The sequence below is a fragment of the Dasania sp. GY-MA-18 genome, assembly GCF_024734385.1.
Lineage (GTDB): Bacteria > Pseudomonadota > Gammaproteobacteria > Pseudomonadales > Dasaniaceae > Dasania > Dasania phycosphaerae.
The window spans coordinates 67042-89348 of the sequence record NZ_JANHAP010000002.1 but is presented as its reverse complement, the minus strand read 5'-3'; the positions used below and the strand labels follow the sequence as shown (position 1 = coordinate 89348).

26 protein-coding genes are annotated in these 22307 nt (G+C 49.5%); 3 read left to right on the top strand and 23 right to left on the bottom strand.

What is annotated here, in order from left to right:
• Positions 1 to 19: 19 nt before the first annotated feature.
• The 9 genes from ccmI to ccmA all read right to left on the bottom strand — a co-directional run bounded on the left by ccmI (position 20) and on the right by ccmA (position 7250).
• Complete coding sequence (gene ccmI, locus NO559_RS02875; protein ID WP_258330284.1) at positions 20 to 1276, bottom strand: c-type cytochrome biogenesis protein CcmI; 1257 nt, start codon at positions 1274 to 1276, stop codon at positions 20 to 22.
• Positions 1269 to 1751, bottom strand: coding sequence for a cytochrome c-type biogenesis protein (locus NO559_RS02870; protein WP_258330283.1), 483 nt, complete (start codon positions 1749 to 1751; stop codon positions 1269 to 1271). Before NO559_RS02870 ends, ccmI begins: the two co-directional genes overlap by 8 nt.
• On the bottom strand, positions 1748 to 2335 hold the full coding sequence (locus NO559_RS02865) for a DsbE family thiol:disulfide interchange protein (RefSeq protein WP_258330282.1): 588 nt from the start codon (positions 2333 to 2335) through the stop codon (positions 1748 to 1750). The genes NO559_RS02870 and NO559_RS02865 overlap by 4 nt, the downstream gene beginning before the upstream one ends.
• Before the next feature lie 2 nt (positions 2336 to 2337).
• Complete coding sequence (locus NO559_RS02860) at positions 2338 to 4326, bottom strand: heme lyase CcmF/NrfE family subunit (RefSeq protein WP_258330281.1); 1989 nt, start codon at positions 4324 to 4326, stop codon at positions 2338 to 2340.
• 12 nt (positions 4327 to 4338) lie between these two features.
• Complete coding sequence (ccmE, locus tag NO559_RS02855) at positions 4339 to 4797, bottom strand: cytochrome c maturation protein CcmE (protein WP_258330280.1); 459 nt, start codon at positions 4795 to 4797, stop codon at positions 4339 to 4341.
• Positions 4798 to 4825: 28 nt separating this feature from the next.
• Positions 4826 to 5038, bottom strand: a complete 213-nt coding sequence (gene ccmD, locus NO559_RS02850; protein WP_258330279.1) for a heme exporter protein CcmD — start codon at positions 5036 to 5038, stop codon at positions 4826 to 4828.
• A 36-nt stretch (positions 5039 to 5074) separates the two neighbouring features.
• Positions 5075 to 5809: a heme ABC transporter permease gene (locus tag NO559_RS02845; RefSeq protein WP_258330278.1), complete on the bottom strand. Its 735-nt coding sequence runs from the start codon at positions 5807 to 5809 to the stop codon at positions 5075 to 5077.
• 141 nt (positions 5810 to 5950) lie between these two features.
• Positions 5951 to 6637 (bottom strand): heme exporter protein CcmB, encoded by a 687-nt coding sequence (ccmB, locus tag NO559_RS02840; protein WP_258330277.1) that lies wholly within the window; start codon positions 6635 to 6637, stop codon positions 5951 to 5953.
• Positions 6630 to 7250 carry a cytochrome c biogenesis heme-transporting ATPase CcmA gene (ccmA, locus tag NO559_RS02835; RefSeq protein ID WP_258330276.1) on the bottom strand — a complete coding sequence of 207 codons (621 nt, stop codon included), beginning with the start codon at positions 7248 to 7250 and terminating at the stop codon, positions 6630 to 6632. Before ccmA ends, ccmB begins: the two co-directional genes overlap by 8 nt.
• A 209-nt stretch (positions 7251 to 7459) precedes the next feature.
• Here ccmA and NO559_RS02830 point away from each other — a divergent pair, with 209 nt between their 5' ends.
• From NO559_RS02830 to NO559_RS02820, 3 genes are all read left to right on the top strand, one after another.
• Positions 7460 to 8962 (top strand): flagellar hook-length control protein FliK, encoded by a 1503-nt coding sequence (locus NO559_RS02830; RefSeq protein ID WP_258330275.1) that lies wholly within the window; start codon positions 7460 to 7462, stop codon positions 8960 to 8962.
• A complete protein-coding gene (locus tag NO559_RS02825) occupies positions 8959 to 9240 on the top strand; it encodes an EscU/YscU/HrcU family type III secretion system export apparatus switch protein (protein WP_258330274.1) in 282 nt (93 codons plus the stop codon). The genes NO559_RS02830 and NO559_RS02825 overlap by 4 nt, the downstream gene beginning before the upstream one ends.
• 84 nt (positions 9241 to 9324) lie before the next feature.
• Positions 9325 to 9684 carry a DUF393 domain-containing protein gene (locus tag NO559_RS02820; protein ID WP_258330273.1) on the top strand — a complete coding sequence of 120 codons (360 nt, stop codon included), beginning with the start codon at positions 9325 to 9327 and terminating at the stop codon, positions 9682 to 9684.
• A 13-nt stretch (positions 9685 to 9697) separates the two neighbouring features.
• On the opposite strand, the gene NO559_RS02815 is transcribed toward NO559_RS02820, so the two are convergent.
• The 14 genes from NO559_RS02815 to NO559_RS02750 all read right to left on the bottom strand — a co-directional run bounded on the left by NO559_RS02815 (position 9698) and on the right by NO559_RS02750 (position 22266).
• Positions 9698 to 10561, bottom strand: coding sequence for a mechanosensitive ion channel family protein (locus NO559_RS02815; protein WP_258330272.1), 864 nt, complete (start codon positions 10559 to 10561; stop codon positions 9698 to 9700).
• A 12-nt stretch (positions 10562 to 10573) separates the two neighbouring features.
• Complete coding sequence (locus tag NO559_RS02810; RefSeq protein ID WP_258330271.1) at positions 10574 to 11140, bottom strand: heme-binding beta-barrel domain-containing protein; 567 nt, start codon at positions 11138 to 11140, stop codon at positions 10574 to 10576.
• 112 nt (positions 11141 to 11252) lie between these two features.
• Positions 11253 to 11639: a DUF2802 domain-containing protein gene (locus NO559_RS02805; protein WP_258330270.1), complete on the bottom strand. Its 387-nt coding sequence runs from the start codon at positions 11637 to 11639 to the stop codon at positions 11253 to 11255.
• Positions 11640 to 11651: 12 nt separating this feature from the next.
• On the bottom strand, positions 11652 to 12131 hold the full coding sequence (locus NO559_RS02800) for a chemotaxis protein CheW (RefSeq protein WP_258330269.1): 480 nt from the start codon (positions 12129 to 12131) through the stop codon (positions 11652 to 11654).
• A gap of 106 nt (positions 12132 to 12237) precedes the next feature.
• On the bottom strand, positions 12238 to 13275 hold the full coding sequence (locus tag NO559_RS02795) for a chemotaxis protein CheW (protein ID WP_258330268.1): 1038 nt from the start codon (positions 13273 to 13275) through the stop codon (positions 12238 to 12240).
• 23 nt (positions 13276 to 13298) lie between these two features.
• The gene (locus NO559_RS02790) at positions 13299 to 14081 is read right to left on the bottom strand and encodes a ParA family protein (RefSeq protein ID WP_258330267.1); all 783 of its coding nucleotides are present in this window, start codon (positions 14079 to 14081) and stop codon (positions 13299 to 13301) included.
• Between the two features lie 111 nt (positions 14082 to 14192).
• The gene (gene motD, locus NO559_RS02785) at positions 14193 to 15140 is read right to left on the bottom strand and encodes a flagellar motor protein MotD (protein ID WP_258330266.1); all 948 of its coding nucleotides are present in this window, start codon (positions 15138 to 15140) and stop codon (positions 14193 to 14195) included.
• Between the two features lie 9 nt (positions 15141 to 15149).
• Complete coding sequence (locus tag NO559_RS02780; protein ID WP_258330265.1) at positions 15150 to 15896, bottom strand: flagellar motor protein; 747 nt, start codon at positions 15894 to 15896, stop codon at positions 15150 to 15152.
• Positions 15897 to 16976, bottom strand: a complete 1080-nt coding sequence (locus NO559_RS02775; protein WP_258330264.1) for a chemotaxis response regulator protein-glutamate methylesterase — start codon at positions 16974 to 16976, stop codon at positions 15897 to 15899.
• 76 nt (positions 16977 to 17052) lie between these two features.
• Positions 17053 to 19290, bottom strand: a complete 2238-nt coding sequence (locus tag NO559_RS02770; RefSeq protein ID WP_258330263.1) for a chemotaxis protein CheA — start codon at positions 19288 to 19290, stop codon at positions 17053 to 17055.
• 9 nt (positions 19291 to 19299) lie between these two features.
• The gene (locus tag NO559_RS02765) at positions 19300 to 20121 is read right to left on the bottom strand and encodes a protein phosphatase CheZ (protein WP_258330262.1); all 822 of its coding nucleotides are present in this window, start codon (positions 20119 to 20121) and stop codon (positions 19300 to 19302) included.
• Positions 20122 to 20159: 38 nt separating this feature from the next.
• Positions 20160 to 20543, bottom strand: coding sequence for a chemotaxis response regulator CheY (cheY, locus tag NO559_RS02760; protein WP_258330261.1), 384 nt, complete (start codon positions 20541 to 20543; stop codon positions 20160 to 20162).
• Between the two features lie 126 nt (positions 20544 to 20669).
• Entirely contained in the window at positions 20670 to 21389 is a 720-nt protein-coding gene (locus tag NO559_RS02755) for an RNA polymerase sigma factor FliA (RefSeq protein WP_309149054.1), read from the bottom strand.
• Positions 21390 to 21444: 55 nt separating this feature from the next.
• The gene (locus NO559_RS02750; RefSeq protein ID WP_258330259.1) at positions 21445 to 22266 is read right to left on the bottom strand and encodes a MinD/ParA family protein; all 822 of its coding nucleotides are present in this window, start codon (positions 22264 to 22266) and stop codon (positions 21445 to 21447) included.
• Positions 22267 to 22307 lie beyond the last annotated feature (41 nt).

The window sequence follows — 22307 nt, the reverse complement described above, 5'->3', positions numbered from 1 at the left end:
TCGGGCCTTAATAACAAAACTACGGCAAGACTTTATCGATCACCAACTCCAGCAACTCAGAGCTGTTGTTGGCCACAGGCCCAAGCACACCCTCTAAATCACCCGCGGCCGCATTGGCTATGCCGCTGGAGGACACTCTGGCAACGATCTCTACCTGCTCAAAGCTGGACAATTTCATAGTGGGCATCATAGCCATGCTGTCGTTTAACTCTACCGTTACAGGCAATTGCTGGGCTGGCAGCTTAACCACTGCTAACGGCATTTTAGGGCCGTTGAGGGCACGAGCGTAGATAAATACATTGGCTCCGTCGTCAAAGCTTAGGTTGTTTGCTAAGGCTACTGAAACACGCAAGCTGTAGGTCGCGGCAGCTGCCCCCTTATTTTCAAAACTGCTATCAGCCACACCCTGCTCAGCCAACATGGCCTGGGCGCGCGCCACACCCTGCGCAATCATTTGCGCGGTTTGTGACTGCGGATCTAATAAAGTCAGTAAGCGCTGCCAATACTGGGCAGCCTTAGCGTACTCCTGCCGCTCAAAACTAACCATGCCCAGCATGCCCAGCACAGTGCCATTGTTGGGCTGTAATTCCAGGGTACGCTCGGCAATGCTCTGAGCAACAGCATCTAACTGACGGCCTTGGGCCATAAACCGTGCTTGGGCATACAGCCCCATCACCACAGGGTCTTCACCAGCCAGTTCCATGAGGTTTTGAAAACTGCTCTCAGCCTCCGCGTACTGCTGCAGGCGCATTTGGGTGCGCGCCAATAACATCCAGAGTTGGGGCTGATCATGCTTAATAGCTAATTGCTGCTGCAACTGGCTAACTAGCTGTGTGCCACGCTGCTGCAATTGCGCCGAGTTGGCCGCCTGCTCTACCCGCTGCAATTGCTCTATCAGCTCAAGATGAGCCTGCGCACCCGTGCGGCCATATAAAGACCAAGCCGCCAAGGGTATGGCTACCAACAGAGCTATAGCCCAGGGCCACAGTGGCATCTTCGATTGTCTCAGCTGCGCCTGCTCAGGCACATCATCGAGTAGCCGATGCTGTAAGTCTGCCTTTAGCTGCTGGTACTCTTCGGCACTATAGGCCGCCAGCTCAAACTCTTGCTCTAACTCAGCTAGGCGCTGCTCAAAAGCCAAAATATTAGCCTCACTGCGCAGCTGCTCTTGTTGGGATTTTTGCTGCTGGGCACGCCTATGCGCAAACAAAGGCATTAGCGCAAAAGCTAAAGCTAGGGCACAGAGCAAACTGGCCACCACCATAAACTCACTCATGGTCGCGCCCCTTAGCCCTATCGTTTAGCAACTCCGTTAACTTCTCTTGCTCCAGGCCGCTTAGCTGTTCGCTTTCATCATTAAGTTTGGCAGCCATTTGTTTGCGTATCACTATAACCACCGCGATCACCGCCAATAATAAAAACAGCGCCGGTGCCAGCCATAGAATTAAGGTTTGCTTATTAACCGGCGGCCTGTATAAAACAAATTCACCGTAGCGCTCCACCATGTAATGGGTGATCTCTTGATCGCTATAACCCTCGTGCAACAGGCGGTGTAACTCACGGCGCAAGTCCTGCGCGATGGGTGAATTGGAACCGGATAGATTTTGATTTTGACACTTGGGGCAGCGCAGCTCTTCAGTAAAGTGCTGGTAGCGCTTGCGCAATACCTCATTATCAAATTGATAGGTTTCTATTACTGCCGCTGCCATTAGCGACAACAACAATAAGCTTAACGCCAGTATTAACCTCATCCTTTACTAGGCTCCTGCTGGCTGTGGGCGGCTTGCTCTTGTTGCAGCCGCTCGATCAAGGGTAAAAACTTTTGCGTCCACACCGCCCCGCTCATGGGGCCTTGATGGCGCATACGCACAAAGCCGCGGTGATCGATAACATAGGTTTCTGGCGCACCGGTTACCCCTAAATCTAAACCCAGCTTGCCTTGGGCATCGACGATATTAAAACGATAAGGGTTACCTTTATTTTTTAACCAGCGCAGCGCCTCTTTGTTTTCATCTTTGTAATTAACGCCGTAAATAACTACATCTAATTTTTTAGCAAGGTGATTTAAATAGGGGTGTTCTATATGACAAGAGGGGCACCAGGTAGCCCACACATTAATTAATGCGATTTCACCCAGTAAATCTTTGGGCTGCACCAAGTGCTGATCATTTTCCAGCTTGGGCAGGGCAAAATGCGGCAAGGGTTTATTTAAAAGAGCCGATGGCAGCGCCTGTGGATCGTAATCGCCCTCACTAATACGCCCCATAGTGCTGTAGAAAAAAGCGCCCACCAACATAAAAATAATCAGCGGGATAAATAATTTAAACCTAGTCATAGTCAACCTATAGAGAGTGCTGCAGCCGAATCAGCCGCCCGCTTATTATTTGCCGTAGCTTTTAAACGATAACGTTTATCTAATGCTGCCAGCACAGCGCCGAAAGCCATAATTAAACCGCCCAACCACATCCAGCGCACAAAGGGTTTGTAATGCAGGCGCACCGCCCAGGCATCATTAGCCAAAGGTTCACCCATAGCCACATAAAGGTCGCGCATTAAACCGGCATCAATATCAGCCTCGGTCATCACCTGGCCCTGCTGGGCAAAGTAACGGCGCTTTTCTGGTTTTAGTTCTGCTATCAGCTCGCCGTTTTGCAGTACATTTATTAAGCCCCGCTCACCGGCATAGTTGGGGCCTTGAATTTTTTTCGAGCCTTTAAACTCAAACTGATAACCCGCCATTTCAGCAATATCACCCGGCTGCATGCGCAGGTCGCGTTCAACGCTGTATTGGCTGGTGAGGCAGACACCCAAGGCACATATAGCCATACCTACATGCCCTAACACCATGCCGTAGTAAGCCCGGGTTAAGCGTTTCAAACCGGCAACTAAATTGACGGCGTTACGAGTTTTTTCCCGTATATCCACCACCATACTCAATATTAACCACAGTGAAAAACACACCGCTAAAGCGGCGGCTACACTGTAGCTTTCACCAAGTAACAGGGGGAACAATAAACCGCAGGCCACACTGACTAAGGCAGCAGTCAATAGCTGGCCACGCAAATACAGAGCACTGGTTTTTTTCCAGCGAGCGCTGGGACCTATACCCATAAACACAAATAACAAGGCCATAATCGGCACAAACACGGCGTTAAAATACGGCGGCCCCACTGAATATTTGCCCATGCCCATGGCATCCATTAGCAAGGGGAACAAGGTGCCAAATAACACCGTTAGCATAGCGACTAATAACAACACATTATTAATCAGCAGAAAAAACTCCCGCGATAGCCATGCAAAATGACTGCGGCTGGCAACCGTAGGCGCACGCAAGGCATAAAGAGTTAAAGAACCACCTACCACTAAAAATAAGAATATTAAAATAAACATGCCCCGTTCGGGGTCAGCAGCAAAAGAGTGCACCGAGGTTAATACCCCCGAGCGCACTAAAAATGTCCCTAATAAACTTAATGAAAAGGCGATAATAGCCAGCAATACCGTCCAACTATTAAAGACGCCGCGCTTTTCGGTAGCCGCTAATGAATGGATTAAAGCGGTGCCAATAATCCAAGGCATAAAGGAGGCGTTTTCTACCGGGTCCCAAAACCACCAGCCGCCCCAGCCCAATTCGTAATAAGCCCACCAGCTGCCCAAGGCTATGCCTACGGTCAAAAAAGCCCAGGCTATATTAGTCCAGGGCCGCGACCAGCGCGCCCAAGCCGTATCTAAACGGCCGCTGCTTAAGGCTGCTATAGCAAAGGCAAAGGCGACGGAGAACCCCACATAGCCCACATATAACATGGGCGGGTGTATCACCAAGCCAAAGTCTTGCAGCAAGGGGTTAAGGTCGGCACCCTCTGCCGGCACATTAAATAATTGCCGGGCAAAAGGATTGGAGGTGAGCAGCGAAAACAGTAAAAAGCCTATGGAGATCATGCCCATTACCGACAACACTCGCGCCACCATATCTAAGGGCAGCTGACGGCTAAACAGCGCCACCGCCACACTCCACAGTGACAGTATCCACACCCACAATAATAGCGAGCCTTCGTGATTGCCCCACACCGCACTAAACTTAAAAATATCAGGTAGCAAAGTGTTGGAATGCCTGGCCACCAGCACCACCGAAAAATCACTCTGCATAAATAATGCGCACAGCACAATAAAAGACAAACTAATAAAAACAAATTGACCTGCCGCCAATGACCTAGCGGTAGCCATTAACGCACGGTTGCCTGTTAGTGCACCTATTAGTGGCAACGATGCCTGTAACAGCGCCAATACCAAGGCTAAAATTAATGCAAAGTGTCCGTATTCTGGCAGCATAAAACGCTCGAATTAGTTAAGGGGGGCTGCGGCTTTATCGCCATTTTGTTGCGCCGCATCTAAGGCTGACTGCACCTCTGGTGGCATATAGTTTTCATCGTGTTTGGCCAAGACTTCGGTGGCGATAAACACGCCCTGCTCATTAAGCTGGCCCGAGGCCACTACCCCCTGCCCCTCATCAAACAGGTCAGGCAGTATGCCTACGTAGGTTACCGGCACATTGGCGCTGTAGTCGGTAACAATAAAATCCACTCGCAGGCTATCGGGGTCACGTTTAACACTGCCCTCTAACACCATGCCACCTGCACGCATATTTTTACCTACCGGCGCTTTACCGGCGGCTATATCTGAAGGGGGATAAAATAAATTGATGTTGGAGCGCAAAGCATAGGCCGCCAAAGCCACCGCTATGGCACTACCAGCCACAATTAATAACACAACGATTAAACGCTGCTTACGCACGGGATGCATTATTCGCTAACCTCTTTACTTAATCTGTTTACTTAAGTTCTGCAGGGCTGGGCTCAGCCGAAGATGATGACGCCTGCTCGCGGCGCAACCGCATACGCTGCTGCGTTAGCAAGCTGCGCTTGCGCAATAGCGGATTAATAATCAGTAATATTAACACCAGCGCTGTCATACCATAGGCTGCCCACACATAGGGGCCGTGGCCATCCATAGTAAGCAGTGCTGCTAGATTCTCAAAATACATGTCTATCCTGTTGGCTGTTTACGCTAAGGCTAATTACTAAGCTGCGGCTAAGGCTTTCACCCACTTGGTTTTGCGCTCTCTATACAAAATTTCACTGCGGCTGAACAATAATAAAGCCACCACAAAAAAGGCATAAAAGCCGCAAAGCATCACTAATAAGGGGTAAAGCATATCGGGGTGTATAGTGGACTCTTCCGTCAACTTAATCGTGGCCGGTTGGTGCAAGCTATACCACCACTCTACTGACCAATAAATAATGGGAACGTTCACACAACCCACCAAACTTAATACCGCACTGGCCTTAGAAGCCGATTCGGCATTTTCAAAAGCCTCGTACAAGGCCAGTACCCCTAAGTATAAAAAGAATAAAATCAGCACCGAGGTGATACGCGCATCCCAAACCCACCAAGTCCCCCAAGTAGGCTTACCCCAAATAGAGCCGGTAAACAGAGCAATTAAAGTGAGCGCCGCGCCTATAGGAGCGCAGCTGCGCATGACCACATCGGCCAGCTTCATTTTCCAAATCAAGTGTATAGCGGCAGCAAAGGCCATCACCATATAACAGGCCATAGACACCGCCGCTGCCGGCACATGAATAAAAATAATACGGTAGCTATTACCCTGCTTAAAATCCGGCGGCGCAAACGCCAAGCCCCACACCGCCCCTAGTATCAAACAGCTCAGGGCCAATAAAGATAACCACGGCAACCACTTACCGCTGATTTCATAAAACCAGCGCGGTGAACCCAGCTTGTGAAAAAATGCCCACATCAGTACAAAAAACCCCATTATCGTTTGGGCTGCGATTATACAAGAACCCAGCCCACAAGTAATTGACCCATGGCCTATAGGCCGCACTTTTGGGCAAATAGCCTTGGGCGTTCAAAAAACAAACAGCGCGTCCATGCGCCCTTAATTATCCACACTGATTTTGACACTAGCCGCTATGGCCAGGGGCGATAAGCTCAGCGCCAGCGCCAACATGGCTCCCAATACCGCCAACAGACCACTGTAGGCAAAACCGCCCACCGCTGCCTCTACCACGGCTACACCAAAAATCAGCACCGGCACATACAAAGGCAGGATAATCAGCGACAGCAGCACCCCGCCCTTGCGCAGGCTAACAGTAAGCGCCGCCCCTATAGCACCGATTAAACTCAGCACTGCCGAGCCTATTAACAAACTCAGCATTAGAGCTATTACCCCCTGGCTGGGCAGTTGTAACAGTAGCGCTAACAGCGGCGACATCAGCGCCAGCGGCAAGCCAGTTAGCATCCAATGGGCGGTGGTTTTAGCCAGCACCTGCAAATACAGCGACACCGGGCTTAATATCATTTGCTCCAAGCTGCCATCGTCAAAATCACTTCTAAACAAGGTATCACTGGCCAGCAAGCAAGCTAACAAGGCCACCACCCAGACTATGCCCGGGGCCATTTCGGCCAACCTTTGCGGGCTGGGGCCTATGCCTAAGGGAAACAAGGAGCAAACAATTAAAAAGAAGATTAAGGGATTGGCAAAGTCGCTGCGGCGGCGGTAAGCCAGCAGCAAATCGCGGCGCAAAGTCGCGCTAAAACCCGCCCATACAGAGAGATTATTCACCTAGCACCACCTTATTAATAGGCGTCGCCAGCTTTAGCTCGTGATGAGTGGTGAGTAAAACACTGCCGCCGGCTAGGGCATGCTGCTCTATCCAGCCCTCTAACTCAGCCACCCCTTTTTTATCGATGGCGGTAAAGGGCTCATCCAACACCCACAAGGGGGTATGGCTAATAAACAAACGCGCCAAGGCTACGCGGCGCTGTTGGCCCGCCGATAGCGAATAACAGGGGGCGTCTTCATAACCGTACAGCCCCACCTTGGCCAAGGCCTGCTCTATAGCTTCGGCGGCGACTACCCCTTTTACTGCCGCGTGCCACTGCAGGTTTTCTCGAGGGCTTAATACCGACTTAATACCCGGTTGGTGCCCTAGGTACAGCAACTCGCTTAAATACTGATGACGCACTGTTTTAATCGGCTGGCCGCGCCAATATATCTCACCGCTGTAGCGCGAAGACAAACCACACAGCACCCGCAACAAACTGGTTTTACCACTGCCATTGGGGCCTTCTACCTGGTGTATCTCGCCCTCTGCCAACGACCACGTTAGCTGCTTAACCAGCAGCCTGTCGTCGCGCTCGCAGTTTAGCGCCTGTGTTGCAATTAATACCGACAAAAAACGGCCACCTTTATGCTTATTAGAAGCGTATAAATCAGCAAGCCAGCACTAAGGGCAACATAAATTGCGCTAGCAGCCGATATACTTACTGGACGGGAATATTCTCAATGATTGTGAGGCTAGCTTGGTTTAAGCTATGGCCTACAGCCATTGTTATCATTGGCGGATATTATATACATTTTCAAACAGTTAGCACCGGGTAAGGCATGTCACTGCTCAGTAATCACCTACTTAATAGTACCGTTAGCCTGAAATCGGCCTCGCTTAGCCAGAGCAGCCTGTTTAAACCCGGCGTTATTGAAGCCGTGGTGCTGAGCAATAGCCCGCTATTGGAAAACGGCAAAGCCAGCAGCGAGCAGTATCAAATACGGCTGCAGCCGCAAGCCAATAATAATGGCAACAATAGCCCCAACAACAGCAAAGGCGAACAGCCTAGCGCCAATAACTCAGCAAACAGCAATCTGCTAAACAACAAGCCACTGGAAATCATCAGCAAGCTCCCCTTAATTGTGGGTAGTAAAATACAGCTGCAAATCACCAGTGATAACAGCGCCAAAATTATTAGCATCAGCCCACAACTGGCTCAGCCTGCCGCCACAGCAAAAACCACCACTAACCCTGCTAGCAATACGCCCCCCGCAGCCAGCGCAGAACCAGCACAGCAGATTATTGATAAAGCCCTACGCTCGGCGCTGCCACAACAACAAGCGCTAAAAAATAGCGTCGCCCTGCTACAGCAACTCAGCCTAGCCAGCGATAGCCCACTGCCCCCGGCGCTAAAACAAAGTATTAAAAGCTTATTAGCCACCATACCAACAGCCCAGCAAGCACAAGACCCTAAACAATTAAAACGAGCGCTGCTCAATAGCGGCCCTTTTTTAGAGAGCAAGCTTAAACGCCTGGTCACTGACCACTACAACCGCAGCCTGCAACAACGCAAACTCAGCCCTGAACAACGCGCGCAATTGCCCAGTGAACAGCAATACCAAAAACGCGACGGCGCCATTATTCAAGCTGATAGCAAAGCCAGCAGCCAACAACTGATACGGCAAATAGAACAACTGCTAGGCCGACCTCTGCTAAGTGCGACTAACAGCAAGCCAAAAACCAGCAGCCCCGAACACGAAACTGCCACCAAACCACTGCTAGATGCCAGTTTATTAAAAAACCCAGAGCTAAGTGCCGCAGCTAAAACCAGCGTCAGCAATAGCAAAGAAAATCTGGATATTGTTTTGCAACAACTGGGCCGGCAATTACTAGCCAGCTTAGCCAAAACCCAGCTCAATCAATTAGACAGCTTAAGCCAACGCAGCAGCAATAGCGCCGAACCCAGCACCAATACCAACGCCTGGACCTTAGAAATACCGATTACCCAGGGCAAGCAAGTTGATAATGTAGAGATTAAAATCCAACAACAAGATAGCAGCGACAAACAACAGTCAGGCCGCAAGCAATGGCAGGTAATGCTAAATTTTGATTTACATAAATTAGGCAAAATGAGCGTGGAACTGCTGGTGATTGGCCAATCAGTGTCGGCCACGGTGTGGTCAGAGTTAGAGGCCGCCCATCTAGAAGTCAAAAAAGAAATTGATAGCTTTAGGCAGGGCTTGGAAAAAATAGGCGTTAACGTTACCAAAGTCGACTGCAAAATAGGCCTACCTAAAAAACAGCTATACCCATTACAACCCTTAGTGGATGTACGCACATGAGTGATCACGAACCCGAAAAAAAAGCTGTCGCCCTATTTTATGACGGCAGCAATGCACCCAATGTTACCGCCTCAGGTGAGGGAGATATAGCCGAGCAAATTATCGCCCTAGCCCGCGAGCACAAAGTGCCACTATTTGAAAACGCGCCACTGTTAAATTTACTGGCTGAAATAGGCGTGGGCGAAGAAATACCCGAAACATTATATTTGTGCATCGCCCAAGTGATTGCCTTTGCCTATAAGATTCAGGGGAAAACGCCTGAGGATTTTAGTCGCTAGCTCACTGTCGCTAGAGGCTAATTAAACTAGCTTTCTAGCGACAAGCGACTGTGTACTAGTGACTACATACTAGAGACTGACCCTATGCCCAAAATTACCGTGTACTACGACGGCAGCTGCCCCAGCTGCGTGCGCGACCGCTGCAACTATGAAAAGTGGGCCGGTGATAACGGCAAAGATGTGCAATGGTTAGATATTACTGACCGAGAGGACTTGCTAAATAGCAAAGGCATCAACCCGCAAAAGGCCCTAACCGAATTACATATAGAAATTGACAACCAACAAATACTATCCGAGATGGACGCCTATATTGTACTAATGGCTAAAGTGCCACGCTTAAAAGCGCTGGCCTGGCTGCTTAACCTAGCACCCATTAAAAAAATAGTGAGCAAAATTTACCACTGGCAAGTGACTAGAAGGCTTAAGCGGCAGGGGCGACTGTAAACTTTTGCTTCGACTATTTCTTCCTGGCTGCTGACTTAAATACTGAGGTTTTCTTTTTCTCTACCTCGTAATTAATACTAATCATCCACGCCTGATATTCAGGGTCGACTTTTTGTAGTTCCGCACACAGTTCTTTTATAAAGGTATTTTCTATAGGGCCACCACGGTTGGGCCAGATTCTGTATTTAATACGTAAAATTTCTTTATCAAAGCTGAGCTTTACCCGCCCTTCGCTGGAAGGTGAAGTAATCCATATACCCGGTAACTGCTCATAAAAAGCCTGCATTAACCCTAAGGTGGTTTTTTCTATGGCGGCTTTGTTTTCTTCACTGCCGCGTAAAATTACGTCGATGATGCAACGCACATAACCTCTGGGGTAATTAATAATGCTATTAATACTGCGGTTGGGGATAAACACTATAGCACCCATGGCGTTTTCTAATTCAACAAAACGCATGGTAATAGCGCGCACTATTCCGGTTTGGCCGGAGATTTCTACTACATCACCCACATTAACTAGATTAGAAAAAATAAATGTCAGGCCGGTTACCACATCCTGCACCAAGCCTTGAAAACCAAACCCTATAGCCAGGCCTATTACCGTAGCGCTGGCCATATAGGAAGATAGCGACACACCAAACTCGCGCAAAATAAAACCAAAACAAAGAAAGTACAGCGTAAACACTACCGCACTACTCATTAACGTGGCTATGGTCATTAGCTTTTGGTAATTTCTTGCGTGCTGGCTATTTAACAGCAAGCCAAAGCCATAGCGTATTGCTATCACGGCAAGATGAGTTGCTACCGCCATAGCTACAAATACTATTAGTCGTAGCGATAACGGTAACTCAGCAATGCTTGCTATAAATTCATTCATGCTCAAACTCAGTTAATTGCTGGCTGGGGCTGTAACGCGCTGTAATACGTTTTCATCTTTATGTTCAAATACGCGACCATAAATATCTAACATAATACTTTGGCTGTACTGTAAGCGGTCGCCGTGTACTTGTAGGGTGTGGCTATACGCGGTGGTTTTTGCTTTGTGCTGCATAAACGGCGACTGCACTATGGTATAGGCAGGATTACTAATATCGGCGCTTACGGTAAAGCTATTGCTGGTTTCTGTTAAGGGCTCACTGCCCGCCAAAATACAAACGCCGCGCGGTATGGCCAGCGATTGCATCATTTTATTGGCCGCGGCATCCCATATCCAATAGCCGGTTTGATCGTGAAACACTTCATCATTAGATTTACGGCGCACGGTTTGGCGATAGTGCACAGCCACTAAACATTGCTCTTCAGCATTATCGGTATCACAAGCGGGGCTGAACACTATGGTTTCATAATAGGGGTTGTGCTCAGTGCCATCGGGCTCGGGGGATATATCAACGCCTTGGTCGCCACGCCACTCGCCAATTAAAGTTGTTAAGGGGCCATAGTCTACGTGTTTATGCATATGCTACCTCTAAGTGATTGCTATGTTGTTACTGATTACCGCCCGATATTAAAGAGCAAAGACAAAAAAGCCCAGCCATTACTGGCTGGGCTTGGTGAAATATTCGTGTTTTTTACAATGCTTGTGCCGCTGAGCGCTGCTTAATCATGCTCATTAACTGCGCCTCAGACTCAGATAGTCCAAAACGTTCAGAGAGTTGCTCTGCATCTACCCCTTGCTCGGCCATGGCCTCGGCTTGGCCGTAGGGTTGAAACTCGGCAGTTGTTAATAAACGCTCTTGCTCACTCACTACCGTGTTGAGCTTTTTCTCTACGTGTATCAGGTGCTGCCCTACCCCTATAGCGCCATTGTTAACCGCTTCTAGCTCGCGATTAAACTGGGCCATTTTTTCGCTGAGGCTGGCCTCTAACTGCTCTAGCTTATTGCGATTTTTTATTGCATAGCCAGACACTGCTACCGAGTATGCGGCCAGTACAAATAAAGCGCCCCAGATTAACATGTTGATACTCGCTTATATCTCTTCTACTTCTGTCCATTCCTGGTCAGTGAGTAGCTTGTCCAGCTCGACTAAAATCAGCAGCTGATCATTTTTATTACACACGCCCTGTATAAACTTGGCGCTCTCTTCGTTACCCACATTGGGGGCAGTTTCTATTTCAGATTCGCGCAGGTAAACCACCTCGGCTACGGCATCCACCAAAATACCTACTACATGGCTTTCCGATTCGATAATCACTATGCGGGTTTGATCGGTAATCTCGCTGGAGGTTAAACCAAAGCGATGGCGAGTATCGATAACAGTAACAACATTACCCCGTAAATTGATAATACCTAACACATAGGCTGGTGCGCCCGGCACAGGTGCTATCTCGGTATAACGTAAAACCTCTTGCACCTGCATAACATTAATGCCGTAGGTTTCGCCATCTAAACGAAAAGTGACCCACTGTAAGATAGGATCATCTGCATTTTTTGCTGTGTTACTTGCCATGGATTAAAGCCCTTAGTAAGCCGAAAACGTCGGCGTCAAAAAATTATCAATCAATTGTTTAATACTATAGTGCAAAGCACTAACTGTGCCAGCCCAAGGGCAGGCCCTATTTTGCCTTGTCGCGGCTGCGGTCGCGCTCTATAAACATTAAAGCCAATTGGCTTACATCTAACAATGCGCACATATGATCTACCACAGTGCCGGCCAGCCAAGGCCGCTTGCTGCGCTCACTGCGCCAACGCACATCTTCTGGGTTGAGGCTAATAGCGCTGGCGACACTGTCTACGGCCAGGCCCCAATCTACACCATTTATAGAGATAACATAATTAAAATTGTCCGCCATAGCTTCCTGATAGCGCTCTGGCATCACGACCTTAGCGGTATTGACGCTGCGTATATTGCCTTGCTTAACCGTCAGTAAGCCCAAAAACCAATCGATTTGCCCAAACAAGGGGGTGAGCTCATCGGTGATGGGGTAAATGCTGCCCAACTCCGCCAACGGCACTGCCAGGGTTAAGCCCCCCACCGAAAATAACAGGCACTCGAAACGCTGCTGGGCCCAGCTGGGGCGGCCATTGTCCATCCATGCCGAGGTTGGATGCGACTGCGCTTTACTCACCGCCACCACTTCCTCTTCCGGCGGTGCCAGCTGTTCAGCTACTGGCTCTGCAACTACTGTTTCTGCAACTACGGGCTCTACCGCTACTGCTTGTTCAACTACAGGCTCTACCGGTGTCACTAAGGGGGCGACTACGGCAGCGGGTTTAGCTGCGGGTGGCGCCTCTACCTCTGGCGCTTGTACTTTAGGTAAAGGCAATTTAAAGGCGACTGGCTGCACCGGCTCTGCAAAAGGCCTAGTATTGCGCTCTTGCTCCATGCGCGCGGCAACCTGCGATAAACGCGAGCGCCCGACGGGGGCAGCAGGCTTGCTAGCTAGGGCTGATGGGGGGCTGAGTGGCTTGTTTGTGGCCTTAGGCTCGGTGGCTATATCCGCTTGTGCTTGCCGCTCCGAGTTTAATACCTCAGGCGCCGCATTATTGGGGTCAGCGGTGGGCGCCAGCAATAAATCCAGGTAATCCTGGATTTCATTGCTGGGCTCTTGATCGGCTGGCCCTGAAGGCTTTGGCGGCTCAAACTTACTCATTAACACTACCTGACACTCGCAGCCTATGCGGGTGTGCGTTGATCTTGTTGTGACAGCAGGCTCTTAAGCAGCGAGCGGTAAGCAGCCGCCCCTCTGGAGTCTGCGGAGTATTGAGATAGCGGCACCCCGTTGCGGCTGGCGTCTCTGATGCGAGTATCTACCGGTATCATGGCGGCCCATATGGTATTTGGGTAAGTGTTACGCAGCTCCCGCAGCGCGCCAACCGAGGCCTGGGTGCGGCGGTCAAACATGGTAGGGATAATCGTATAGTTTAGGTCTTTACGCAGTGACTGAGTCACCATGGAAATGGTGCGTATCATACGCTCTAAGCCTTTTAAGGCTAAAAACTCTGTTTGTACCGGCACCAGTAAACGCTCGGAGGCGGCCAGCGCATTGATCATTAAGGCGCCCAATACCGGCGGGCTATCTATCAGTACGTAATCAAATTGATCCCACACTTTGGCCAGGGCTCGCGAGACTTTTAAGCCCATACCCTCGGCTGCGGCGCGGCGCTCTACCGTGGCCAAAGCCATGCTGCTGGGCAGCAGTGTTAGGCCCTCGCAGGGCGTGCTTAGCAACAGGGCATTAATGGCCTGGGCATCGGGCTCTTGTTCGGCAAAAAGGTTAAAGCTGCTTTGGCTTAAAGTGTCGGGGTCGTAACCAAAATAGCTGGTCATAGAGCCGTGCGGGTCTAAATCCAGCAGTAGTACCCGCTGTTTACGTTCGGCCAATAAACCGCCTAGCGTTACTGCCGTGGTGGTTTTACCCACCCCGCCTTTTTGGTTTGCTACTGCCCAAACTCGCATTACCCAACCTCAACCCTATGCCTGGCCGTCAATTATTTGATGAAAAAGAATGATTATCCACAGTGATACTGCCACTGCAATAATCTTGCCACTCGCCCTAATACTCACTGCTTAGGGTTGCTCAGCAGGCTCGGTATCGCGGGTAAACAGCAAACCGCCACCCTCAAGCTTAATGGTTTGTACGCCCTGTAAGGGGTCGTCCGGAACGGCGGGCACCGGTTCAGGCTCTGGTTCCGGCGCTTTAAAATCACTATCGCCAGCCAGCTCGGGCAGCACGGGCCTAAGCTGGGCGGTTTTTGAAATCATTAACACCACCCGACGATTTTTTTCACGGCCTGCCGGGCTGTCGTTGTCTGCTACTGGCTGATGTTCACCATAGCCTACTGCGGCCATACGTGCCGGGTCTATGCCCTCTTCAGCAAATAACCTAACCACGGCTGCCGCTCTCGCGGCCGATAACTCCCAGTTTGATTCAAAAAACTCATTGCTTATGGGCACATTATCAGTAAAGCCCTCAACCCGTATGGGGTTGCTCGAATCTTTAAACAAACCCGCCAAGCTTGCCAGTATTTCCATAGAAGGTACGGTCAAGCGCGCATCACCGGTTTCAAATAATAAGGATGATTTCATCTCTACTGACAACCATTCCTCATTACCTTGCAGGTGTATCATTTTGGTATCTAACAGTTCACCAAACACCTCTTCGATATTTTCGGTGATTTTATGAAACTGCTCAGGCAACTCACCCTCGTCATCAGCGCCGCCCTCACCTTCGGCCTCACCGTCGCTATTTTTTAAGGCCATGGCCTCTAGGTCTATAAGATTAATATTGTTTTTTAACGCTGGCTCGCCCATCTGTATGGGATCCAAGGTGAGCTGAGCATCTTTTTTGTTAAAGGTTTTGGTTAGGGTATTAGACAAGACCCTGTACTTGGTTTCACTAACCTGTGAGATGGAATACATCACCACAAAAAACGCAAATAACAAGGTAATAAAATCGGCGTAAGAAACTAGCCAGCGCTCATGATGAACATTATCGTCTACAACTTGTCGCCGCATAAGCGTCACCTAATTACCGTGTAAAAAACCATCAAGTTTTAATTCTATTGCTCTGGGGTTTTCACCCTCGGCAATAGCAATAATGCCCTCAATGATTAATTCACGGTATTGTGCTTGGCTGCGCGCTAGGCCTCTGAGCTTACTGGCAATAGGTAGTAACAGCAGGTTAGCAAAAGCCACCCCGTAAATAGTGGCAACAAAGGCCACGGCTATGCCTGCGCCCAATTTACTGGGGTCGGCCAAATTACCCATCACATGTATCAGGCCCATTACGGCACCAATAATACCTATGGTAGGAGAGTAACCGCCCATGCTTTCATAAAATTTAGCGGCATCCACATCGCGCTGTTCTAGCACTAAGGTTTCTACTTCTAAGATGTTGCGTATATTTTCAGGCTCGCCACCATCGACTAATAATTGCAAACCCTTGCGAGCAAATAAATCCGGCTCAGTTTCGGCAATATCCTCTAAGCCTAACAGGCCATCTTTGCGCGCCCGCGCTGACCATTTTACGACTTTTTTTACGCCCTGTTTAAAACCCAAATTAGGCGGCGCAAAAACATGGCGCAAGCGCGACAGCGCAAATTTTAAACCCTGCCACGGCGTTTGCAGCATGGCCGCAGCAAAAGTGCCTCCCACAACAATAAATGCCGCAGGAAAGTTGGCCAATGCCGAAATGCTGCCGCCCTCTAAGTAGTTACCACCGAGAATGGCAACAAAACCTAGAATAACGCCAAATATGCTGAGTAAATCCATCTATAAAGTCGCTTGTATTAAACGTGGGCCTATTTGCTCTAGTGGCAAGACTTCGTCGGTAAGCTGGGCTTTGGCTACCGCCATGGGCATACCGTAAATTACCGAGGTACGCTCATCTTGCCCCCACACGGTGGCCCCTTTTTGTTTTAGCAGTTTTGCGCCTTCGCAACCATCTGCTCCCATACCTGTTAACACTACTGCTAATACTTTATCGGCAAAAACATTGGCAGCTGAAGCGAAAGTAATATCGACGCAGGGTTTATAGTGCAAGCGTTCGTCTCCGGGTAGCACTTTTACGGTTCCGCCTGCAGAAATAATCAGCTGCTTGCCACCAGGGGCTAGCAACGCGACACCGGCGGCCAGCCTGTCTCCATCTACTGCTTCTTTTACGGTGATCTGACAAAAAGAATTTAAACGCTCGGCAAAGGCCTTGGTAAAAGCCGCAGGCATATGCTGTACCAGCACCAAAGGCTTAGAAAAATTTGCCGGTAAAGACGACAGTACATTCTGCAAGGCTAACGGCCCCCCTGTGGAGGTACCTATCACTATCACATTACAATCCACGCTATGGCGTGCGAGATTTAAGGCTGCACTAGTAGCCGAGGAAACTGATGATGCGGCTGCAGTACTCGCGGGGCGAACACCAATACTAAAGGGCGTAGTGGGCGCAGTGCTTTTTTTACCTGCCGCAGCAACATCTAAAATACACTGGGCTAAGCGTTTTTTTAGTTGCGCAGAATTGCTAGCTATTTCAGAAAAGTTTTTGGGTAAGTAATCCACCGCGCCTGCGGCCAGTGAATCTAAAGTAATGCGTGCGCCCTCGTAAGTTAGCGAGGAAAACATGAGTATGGGCGTAGGGCATTCTTGCATAATCCTGCGCACCGCAGTGATGCCATCCATCACCGGCATTTCATAATCCATAGTGATGACATCAGGCTTTAGCTTTTTGCAAAGCTCTACTGCCTCTAAGCCATTTTCTGCGCAACCGACTACACTGAGCCCATCGACCCCAGTAATCATGTCACTTAAACGCCGCCTAAAAAAGCTGGAGTCATCAACTATTAAGACGGTAACCGCCATTTATAACCTCTAGAAAAATCAATGACGGGAGTTTATTAACGTTATCAATTCCGTCAGCTATTCAGCTTTGCCAGCATTAACCTGCATAGCGTTTTAACATGCTAGGAACATCGAGTATCAACGCAATCCTGCCGTCGCCGGTAATGGTTGCGCCCGCCATGCCTGGAGTGCCGTGTAGCATTTTACCCAGCGGCTTAATAACCACCTCTTCCTGACCTATCAACTGGTCAACCACAAAACCTACTCGCAGGGTGCCCACAGACACTATTACTACATGGGCGCTTTCTAGTTTTTGGGTATCTTTATCACCACCTACCAGCCAACGCTTTAAATAAAATAGGGGTATGGCCCGGTCGCGTACTATTACTACTTCGTGACCATCAACCACATTGGTGCGCGTTAAATTCATATGAAAAATTTCATTAACGCTAACCAATGGGAAGGCAAAAGTTTGATCGCCTAACATCACCATTAAGGTAGGCATAATCGCCAAAGTTAACGGCACTTTGATTTCTAAGCGGGTACCCTCACCCACTTTAGATTTAATTTCTATAGAGCCGTTAAGCTGGGTGATTTTGGTTTTTACCACGTCCATGCCTACACCACGGCCGGAGACGTCGGATATTTCTACTTTGGTAGAAAAGCCTGGCATGAAGATAATATCAAAGCACTCAGAATCGGATAAACGGGCCGCAGAGTCTTCATCGAACAAGCCCTTTTCTATGGCTTTTCTGCGCAGCATATCAGGGTCCATACCTGCGCCATCGTCGGTGATAGACAGCAGTATCTGGTCGCCCTCTTGCTCGGCAGCCAGTATTACTTTGCCCACCCGCGACTTACCTTTGGCCTCTCTATCGTCTGGCATTTCTATACCGTGGTCTACAGAGTTTCTCACCAAGTGAACCAGCGGATCGGCCAAGGCCTCAACCAGGTTTTTATCGAGATCGGTTTCCTCACCTTGTAGCTCTAGGCTGATTTCCTTTTTCAGATTACGGGCCAAGTCCCTAACCACACGCGGAAAACGACCAAACACTTTTTTAATGGGCTGCATGCGGGTTTTCATTACCGCTGTCTGTAAATCGGCCGTGACCACATCAAGATTGGACACCGCCTTAGCCATGACCTCATCACCACTGCTAGCACCCAAGCGTACTAGGCGGTTGCGCACCAACACCAGCTCGCCCACCATATTCATAATGTCATCTAAGCGCTGGGTGTCTACCCGTACGGTGGTCTCAGTTTGGGCTGCGTCTTTATTGGGGGCTGCACGTTTGGGTGCAGCTGCTGGCGCCTTGGCTTTATCATCGGGCGTTTTGGCGGCAGCTGGCGCTGCTGCAGCGGGTTGCGCGGGCTTAGCCGGCTCTGGTGCTTTGGCAGCGGCTGGCGTTTTTGGCGCCTGCGCGGTAGGCCCCTGGCCCTGACCATGTAGCTGATCTAATAAGGCCTCAAATTCATCATCGTTAATTTCATCGCTGCCGCCCTGTGCGGGTGGCGTTGAACTGGATGCGGCCTTAGCTTCTGAAAAGGCCTGTGCTTTCTCACTGCCTGGGGCTCCGCCGCCATGCAGTTGGTCTAACAGCGCCTCAAATTCTTCATCGGTGATCTCATCACCGCCACCGGCGGCCGCGCTGGGGGCGGTCTCAGCGGCTGCGGGGCTAGCAGGAGCTCCACCGTGTTGGCCCTTGCCATGCAGTTGATCTAACAGCGCCTCAAATTCATCATCGCTAATCTCATCGCTGCCCGTGGCCTCAGCACCGGCGGCCTCTGCGGCGGGGGTTGCTTCAGCACCAGGTTCGGCGATGGCATCTAAAAATTGCTCAAACTCGGCGTCGGTAATATCACCTTCGGCGGCAGCATTTGCTTGCGCGGCAGGTTCTGATGCTGGCTCAGCCGCTGGACTGGCCTCCTCGGTAGCTTCGCCTAAATCGCGGCACTCGACCAAAGCGGTTAAGTTAGCCAATAACTGCGGGTCAGCCGGTGTTAATTCGGTGCCATTTTGCACCTCGTCAAACATGGCGGTAACCACATCTAAGGCCTGCAGCACCACATCCATAAGCTCTGGAGTAACCGCACGCTGGCCATTACGCAATATATCAAACAGATTTTCAGTCACATGACAGCAGTCAACCAGTGGGTTGAGTTGCAAGAAACCTGCGCCGCCCTTTACCGTGTGAAAACCACGGAAAATAGCATTCAGCAAGTCACGATCATCAGGCCTTTGCTCTAGGTCAACCAGCTGCTCAGATAATTGCTCAATTATCTCGCCGGCTTCGACCAAAAAGTCCTGCAATATTTCGTCGTCTTCACCGAACATCCAATACTCCTAAAAGCCTAAGCTTGATAGCAAATCATCAACATCATCTTGCCCTGAAACCACATCTTCACGCTTATCAGCATGGATTTGCGGCCCTTCGGGTGCAGAGTCCAAGCCTTGTTTGTTGGTTTTGGGCTTGGCGGCAGGGTCTTTGACTATGCCGGTTAACTCTTCGATTTGACCTGCTACACGCATTAATTCAACTAAGCGATCTTCAACATCCTGTACCAGGACGATGACTTTGGTAATCACCTGGCCGGTTAAATCTTGAAAATCCTGCGCCAATAAAATTTCGTTGAGTTTTTGGCTAATCAAGGCATTGCCATCTATAGACTGCGCCAAAAAGCCGTCTATACGCTCTGCCAAGCCCTTAAACTCATCGACTTGCATTTCCCGGCGAAGCAAGCGTGCCCAATCCAGCTGTAGCTGCTTGGCTATTTCAGCCTGCGCCGAGGCTATGGGTATGCCTTCTTCAACCATGTCCATGGTCTTATCGGCCGAAGTCTGCGTAAGATTAATGACATAATCCAAACGGTCTTTGGCATTGGCCATTTGCGACTCGCCTTCAGCACTGTCGGTACCACTAGCTTTACTGGGTTCAAGCTCAAAATTGACAATAGCATCGTGCAAACCACGCGTTAGTTTGCCCACCTCTCTATAAAGGGTGTTATCGCGTAGTTCGTTGAGGTCCTGAATGACATTGTTAGCCGAGACGTAATCACGCTCTTCTAAGCTGGCCATTAAGTTAGCGGCGCGCTCTTTTAGTGATTGCCATACATCATCACTCGCGTCGGCCTTCACCTGAACAGGCTTGTTGTTATCGTCCAACATGTAAAGCTGCGCCCTATTAAATGGGGGTCTGCGGGGAGTTAGCCAACGCGCTCAAAAATCTTTTCGATTTTTTCTTTTAAAACCGCAGCGGTAAACGGCTTAACCACATAGCCATTCACACCGGCTTGTGCAGCCTCAACGATTTGGTCGCGTTTAGCTTCTGCCGTTACCATTAAGATAGGCATATCCTTCAGGCGGGCATCTGCTCTCACAGCTTTCAGTAGCTCTATACCGGTCATGCCGGGCATATTCCAGTCGGTCACTAAAAAATCAAAGTTGCCATTTTGCAGCATAGGCAATGCCGTTTGACCATCATCAGCTTCTGACGTATTGGTAAAACCTAGATCACGCAACAAGTTTTTAATGATACGTCTCATTGTTGAAAAATCGTCAACAATCAGAATCTTCATATCTTTATCCAAAGCTACCTCCAAACATATAGTCACCCGCTTTGAGTTCGGTAAAATTATAATGTAACCAGTCTAGCCCTAGTTTAGGGCGCGGCCAGCTTTCTTACTAAAACAACTCATTAAACCACTAGCTTGACGCTAGTGTGTATCGCTATGCCAAGCGCTCATACGCGCACGTAAACGCATGGCCGCCTGGCTGTGTATTTGGCTGACTCGGGATTCGCTTACCCCTAACACCATACCTATTTCTTTTAAGTTCAGCTCTTCATCGTAATACAGCGCCAACACCATGCGCTCGCGCTCAGGTAGCTGGCTTATGCATTGGGCCAAGTTCTCTCTTAATGCTTGGCTCTCTATGCCATCTAGTGGATTCTCTGCATCACTGGGCAATTGTTCTTCAGGTTTATCGTCCCCGCTAACCAGCTCATCATAACTAAATAATTTGCTGGATGCAGAGTCTCTAGTAATTTTATAGTAATTTTCTAGGGGAATGTTGAGCTCATCGGCTACTTCTTGATCACTGGCGTCTCTACCTGTGCGATTTTCGACCGCCTGTATCCCTTCCGACACCATGCGGGCATTGCGGTGCACCGAGCGGGGCGCCCAATCGCCGCGCCTAACATCGTCTATCATGGAGCCGCGTATGCGTATACCGGCATAGGTTTCAAAACTAGCACCTTTGCTAGTGTCGTAATTGCGTGAGGCCTCTAGCAAACCAACCAAGCCTGCCTGTATTAAATCGTCTACCTGCACACTCGCGGGCATACGGGCGAGTATATGATGAGCGATACGTTTCACCAGCGGGGCGTAACGCTCCACAACCTCATCCTGCGAAATACTTTCAACGTCGCTATACATCGATAATCTACTCGCTACAACCATTTATTATTTCTCTTAGCTATTTCCATAGCTTTTACTCAGCAGCACCGTGCACTAAACGCTCAACAAAAAACTCTAGGTGACCTCTAGGCGTAGAGGGCAAAGGCCATAAGTCGACCTTTTCAGCTAGCTGTTTAAAAGCGATTCCGGCCTTGCTTCTGGGTGCTATATCTACCACCGCGCGCTGCCTTTGTACTGCCTTGCGCACAGTTTCATCAAAGGGAATCTGCCCTACGTATTGCAGTGACACATCGAGAAAGCGCTCAGCCACTTGGGTAAGTTTGTTATATAAATTGCGTCCTTCCTGGGCTGTGCGAGTCATATTGGCTACCACTCTAAAGCGGTCTACACCGTACTCGCGATTCAATAATTTAATCAGGGCGTAGGCATCGGTAATCGATGAGGGCTCGTCACAAACCACTACCAGTATTTCTTGTGAGGCGCGTACAAAGCTCACTACCGACTCGGAGATACCTGCGGCGGTGTCTATGACTAACACATCAATTTGGTTGCTGATTTCACTGAAGGCGTGAATCAAACCAGCGTGCTCCATAGTCCCCAGCATGGTCATTTTTTGGGTGCCCGATGAGGCTGGGATTATGCGTATTCCGCCGGGGCCGGTGAGCATGATGTCAGTTAACGAGCACTCCCCCGCTAAAACATCTTCTAAATTGCGCTTGGGAGTTAGCCCCAATAGCACATCTATATTGGCCAAACCCAAGTCAGCATCCAATAGCGCCACACGGCGCCCCATATTCGCCAAACTGACGCTGAGGTTAACAGAGACGTTGGATTTACCCACACCGCCTTTACCCCCGGTTACTGCAATTACTTGTACTGGATGCGCACTACTCATGCTTGAGTTTGCTCCTTACTACCTATTATTAGAATGGCCTT

What these genes read in the sequence shown, in the direction of transcription:
- motD (WP_258330266.1), bottom strand. Translation starts at nt 15,140, where the DNA reads ATGCGGCGACAAGTTGTAGACGATAATGTTCATCATGAGCGCTGGCTA.
- NO559_RS02750 (WP_258330259.1), bottom strand. Translation starts at nt 22,266, where the DNA reads ATGAGTAGTGCGCATCCAGTACAAGTAATTGCAGTAACCGGGGGTAAA.
- NO559_RS02820 (WP_258330273.1), top strand. Translation starts at nt 9,325, where the DNA reads ATGCCCAAAATTACCGTGTACTACGACGGCAGCTGCCCCAGCTGCGTG.
- NO559_RS02870 (WP_258330283.1), bottom strand. Translation starts at nt 1,751, where the DNA reads ATGAGGTTAATACTGGCGTTAAGCTTATTGTTGTTGTCGCTAATGGCA.
- ccmD (WP_258330279.1), bottom strand. Translation starts at nt 5,038, where the DNA reads ATGTATTTTGAGAATCTAGCAGCACTGCTTACTATGGATGGCCACGGC.
- NO559_RS02800 (WP_258330269.1), bottom strand. Translation starts at nt 12,131, where the DNA reads ATGGCAAGTAACACAGCAAAAAATGCAGATGATCCTATCTTACAGTGG.
- NO559_RS02865 (WP_258330282.1), bottom strand. Translation starts at nt 2,335, where the DNA reads ATGACTAGGTTTAAATTATTTATCCCGCTGATTATTTTTATGTTGGTG.
- NO559_RS02825 (WP_258330274.1), top strand. Translation starts at nt 8,959, where the DNA reads ATGAGTGATCACGAACCCGAAAAAAAAGCTGTCGCCCTATTTTATGAC.
- ccmE (WP_258330280.1), bottom strand. Translation starts at nt 4,797, where the DNA reads ATGCATCCCGTGCGTAAGCAGCGTTTAATCGTTGTGTTATTAATTGTG.
- NO559_RS02755 (WP_309149054.1), bottom strand. Translation starts at nt 21,389, where the DNA reads ATGTATAGCGACGTTGAAAGTATTTCGCAGGATGAGGTTGTGGAGCGT.
- NO559_RS02795 (WP_258330268.1), bottom strand. Translation starts at nt 13,275, where the DNA reads ATGAGTAAGTTTGAGCCGCCAAAGCCTTCAGGGCCAGCCGATCAAGAG.
- NO559_RS02770 (WP_258330263.1), bottom strand. Translation starts at nt 19,290, where the DNA reads ATGTTCGGTGAAGACGACGAAATATTGCAGGACTTTTTGGTCGAAGCC.
- NO559_RS02775 (WP_258330264.1), bottom strand. Translation starts at nt 16,976, where the DNA reads ATGGCGGTTACCGTCTTAATAGTTGATGACTCCAGCTTTTTTAGGCGG.
- NO559_RS02810 (WP_258330271.1), bottom strand. Translation starts at nt 11,140, where the DNA reads ATGCATAAACACGTAGACTATGGCCCCTTAACAACTTTAATTGGCGAG.
- NO559_RS02805 (WP_258330270.1), bottom strand. Translation starts at nt 11,639, where the DNA reads ATGTTAATCTGGGGCGCTTTATTTGTACTGGCCGCATACTCGGTAGCA.
- ccmI (WP_258330284.1), bottom strand. Translation starts at nt 1,276, where the DNA reads ATGAGTGAGTTTATGGTGGTGGCCAGTTTGCTCTGTGCCCTAGCTTTA.
- NO559_RS02815 (WP_258330272.1), bottom strand. Translation starts at nt 10,561, where the DNA reads ATGAATGAATTTATAGCAAGCATTGCTGAGTTACCGTTATCGCTACGA.
- NO559_RS02860 (WP_258330281.1), bottom strand. Translation starts at nt 4,326, where the DNA reads ATGCTGCCAGAATACGGACACTTTGCATTAATTTTAGCCTTGGTATTG.
- NO559_RS02780 (WP_258330265.1), bottom strand. Translation starts at nt 15,896, where the DNA reads ATGGATTTACTCAGCATATTTGGCGTTATTCTAGGTTTTGTTGCCATT.
- NO559_RS02765 (WP_258330262.1), bottom strand. Translation starts at nt 20,121, where the DNA reads ATGTTGGACGATAACAACAAGCCTGTTCAGGTGAAGGCCGACGCGAGT.
- NO559_RS02845 (WP_258330278.1), bottom strand. Translation starts at nt 5,809, where the DNA reads ATGTGGGCATTTTTTCACAAGCTGGGTTCACCGCGCTGGTTTTATGAA.
- NO559_RS02830 (WP_258330275.1), top strand. Translation starts at nt 7,460, where the DNA reads ATGTCACTGCTCAGTAATCACCTACTTAATAGTACCGTTAGCCTGAAA.
- NO559_RS02790 (WP_258330267.1), bottom strand. Translation starts at nt 14,081, where the DNA reads ATGCGAGTTTGGGCAGTAGCAAACCAAAAAGGCGGGGTGGGTAAAACC.